Raw genomic sequence first — 3,522 nt, forward strand, 5'->3', positions numbered from 1 at the left:
GCGCCGGTGGCGGCGTGGATGGCGTTGGCGATGGCCGGCAGCGGCGGGGTGATGCCGGTTTCGCCGACGCCGCGGACGCCGTAGGGATGGCCCGGGTTGGGGACCTCGACGATGACCGTGTCGATGGGCGGAAGGTCGGACGCCACCGGGATGCGGTAGTCGAGGAAGACCGGGTTCGCCAGCCGCCCCTTGTCGTCGTAGACGTATTCCTCGTTCAGCGCCCAGCCGATGCCCTGGGCCGCGCCGCCCTGGTATTGCCCCTCGACATAGGACGGGTGGATCGCCCGGCCCGCATCCTGCACCACGAGGTAGCGCAGGATGGTCACGCGGCCGGTTTCCGGGTCGACCTCGACATCCACCACATGGGCACCGAAGCTGGCGCCGACGCCTTCCGGGACGCCTTCGTGGTGGCCCGAGATCGGCCCGCCGGTGGAGCCCATCTTGGCCGCGATCTCGGCCAGGGTCAGGGGCGGGAACTTGCCCGCGTTGGGGCCCGCGGGCTGGGCCGCGCCGTCGACCCATTCAACGGCATCCGCGTCGATCCCCCAGTCCGCCGCCGCGCGGGCGCAAAGCTGGGTGATCGCTTGTTCCGTCGCCAGCACCGCCGCCTTGCCGCTGGCAAAGGTGGCGCGGCTGCCATGGGTCGGCTCGTTCACGCCAAGCGCGCCGGTCTCGACCACGTTGACGCGCACGTCCTCGTAATCGATGCCCAGCCGCTCGGCCACCATCAGCGCGATCGACGCGCGCGAGCCGCCGATATCCGGCGTGCCGACCGAGACCTGGGCGGTGCCGTCCTCGCCGATCGCCATCGAGACCGAGGTCTCGCCCGAGTGGTTGAACCAGTAGCCCGCGGCAAGGCCCCGGCCCTGGTTCGGCCCCAGCGGCGCCGCGAGGTTCGGGTGCGATTTCACCGCCTCCAGCACCTCGACAAGGCCGATGGAGCCGAACTTGGGCCCGTAGCTGGCCACGTCCCCCTCGCGCACGGCGTTCTTCATCCGCACCTCGATGGGGTCGAGGCCCAGCTCGCGGCACATCTCGTCCAGCAGGCTTTCGACGGCAAAGGCGCCCATGGGCGAGCCCGGCGCGCGGTAGGCGGCGCATTTGGGGCGGTTCGCCAGCACGTCATAGCCCACATGCGCCACGTTCTTCAGCTTGTAGGGCGCAAAGCAGCAGTACAGCGCCATGTCCACCGGCGCGCCCGGGAAGGCGCCGCCCTGCATGCGGAACTCGGCGCGGGCGGCCGTGATCGTGCCATCCGCCGCCAGCCCCAGCTTGACGTCCATCGAGGCCGAGGCCGTCGGGCCGGTCGCGCGCAGCACCTCGGCCCGGCTCATCACCAGCTTGACCGGGCGGCCGCCGGCCTTCTTCGACAGCGCCAGGCTCAGCGGTTCCATGAAGATCGTGGTCTTGCCGCCAAAGCCGCCGCCGATCTCGGACGGGGTCACGCGCAGCTGCGCGGCATCCAGCCCCAGCACCGCGGTGCACATCTTGCGGATGAACCACTGGCCCTGCGTGCAGACCCACATCTCGCCCTTGCCGTCGCCGCCCATCTGGCCGACGCAGGCATGCGGCTCGATATAGCCCTGGTGGGTCGCCTCGGTCTTGTAGGACTTCTCCATCACCAGCGCGGCCTCGGCAAAGCCGGCCTCGACGTCGCCGCGGCCGAACTCCATGTAGCGCACGACGTTGGGCGGCATGCCTTCGGGGACGGTCGCATCGGCGGCCCCTTCGCGGATCACCGGGGCGCCGGGCTTGATCGCGTCATCGACGTCGATCACGTGCGGCAGGACCTCGTAGGTGACCTCGATCAGCCGCGCGGCCTCCTCGGCCAGCAATTTCGAGGTCGCGGCAACGGCGGCCACGGCATGGCCGTCGTACAGCGCCTTTTCCCCGGCGATCGTGTTCTCCTGCAGGTTCCAGTCTTCGCCCGTCAGCCCCCCGGGGAAGTCGGCGCGGGTGACCACCGCCTTCACGCCGTCGAGCGCGAGGGCTTTCGTGGCGTCGATCTTGAGGATCTTCGCATGGGCATGGGGCGAGCGCACGACGGCCGCGTGCAGCATGCCGGGCAGCGCAAAATCCGCGCCGTAGCGCGCGCGCCCCGTGACCTTGTCGAGCCCGTCCGGGCGGTCCGGACGGGTGCCGACCTTGGTGAACTCGGTGAGATTGTCCTTCGCCATCACGCAGCCTCCCCGCGCAGTTCCGCCGCCGCGTCCATCACGGCGCGGATGATCTTGTCGTAGCCGGTGCAGCGACACAGGTTGCCGGCCAGCCAGTAGCGCACCTCTTCCTCGGTCGGGCTCGTGTTCCGGTCGAGCAGCGATTTCGCCGCCACCAGGATGCCCGGCGTGCAGAAGCCGCATTGCAGCGCGGCATGTTCGACGAACTTGCGCTGCAGCGGGTGCAATTCGCTGTCGGTCGCCATCCCCTCGATGGTCTGGACCGACTTGCCCGAGGCCTCGACGCCCAGCACCAGGCAGGAGCAGACCAGCGTGCCGTCCAGCTCGACCGAGCAGGCGCCGCAATCGCCGGTGCCGCAGCCTTCCTTGGTGCCGGTCAGCCCGACGTGGTCGCGCAGGCAGTCGAGCAGCGTCTCGCGCGGATCGGCCAGGAACTCGACCGCGTCGCCGTTGATGGTGGTGGTTACGTGGATCTTGCTCATGCGCTGTCTCCTTTCGCGCGGGCGTAGGCGATGCGGGCGGCGCGCTTGGCCAGCACGCCCGCGATCTCGACCCGGAACTCGGCCGTGCCGCGCTTGTCGCTGATGGGTTTGGCGGCGGATTTCGCCGCCGCGACGAGGGCCTCGATGGCCGCGTCGTCAAGGGTGGTGCCGGTGATGGCGGCGGCCGCCTCGGGCACCAGGATCACCGTGGGCGCCACGGCCCCCAGCGCGACCCGGGCGGACTTGATCGTGTCGCCGTCCAGCGTCAGGTTCACCGCGCAGCCGACCACGGCGATGTCCATTTCCGTGCGCGGGATGAAGCGCAGGTAGGCGTCGCCACCGCCCTCGCCCCGCGCCGGCAGGTGGATCGCGCTGATCAGCTCGCCCTTGGCCAGCGAGGTCTTGCCCGGCCCGGTCGGGATGTCCTCGACCGCCACCTGCCGCGTGCCCTCGGGGCCCGTCACCGTGACGGTGGCGCCGGCGGCCACGAGGCCCGGCACGCTGTCGGCGGCCGGAGAGCCGTTGCACAGGTTCCCGGCCAGCGTCGCCCGTCCCTGCACCTGGGTCGAGCCCACCAGCTCCATCCCCTCGACCACCCCGGGCCAGTCGGATTTGAGCGCGGCGTTCGCGCCCAGCGCGATCCCCGGCACCGCGATGCCGATGGTCCAGCCGCCGTCAGCGTCCCGCGTGATCTCCCCCACGCCCGCGATCTTCTTCAGGTCGATCAGGTCGTCCGGCAGCACCATCCCGGCCCGCATCTGCACCAGCACATCCGTCCCCCCCGCCAGGAACCGCGTCACCCCGGACGCAACAGACGCCAACCGCGACGCCTCAATGAAATCACTCGGGCTGTGGTAGTTCAT

General features: G+C 70.6%; 3 protein-coding genes. All 3 read right to left on the reverse strand.

Annotated elements, in window-relative coordinates; translation table 11 throughout:
- Positions 1-2,177 (reverse strand): xanthine dehydrogenase family protein molybdopterin-binding subunit (locus MF270_RS27960; RefSeq protein ID WP_238368848.1); only part of this gene is annotated, 2,177 nt, incomplete at its 3' end.
- Positions 2,177-2,659, reverse strand: a complete 483-nt coding sequence (locus MF270_RS27965) for a (2Fe-2S)-binding protein (protein ID WP_238368849.1) — start codon at positions 2,657-2,659, stop codon at positions 2,177-2,179. The genes MF270_RS27960 and MF270_RS27965, both read right to left, overlap by 1 nt.
- Positions 2,656-3,522, reverse strand: an 867-nt coding sequence (locus MF270_RS27970; protein WP_238368850.1) for an FAD binding domain-containing protein, incomplete at its 5' end; no start/stop codon positions are given. The genes MF270_RS27965 and MF270_RS27970, both read right to left, overlap by 4 nt.

It is taken from the genome of Mesobacterium pallidum, from assembly GCF_019966535.1.
Lineage (GTDB): Bacteria > Pseudomonadota > Alphaproteobacteria > Rhodobacterales > Rhodobacteraceae > Mesobacterium > Mesobacterium pallidum.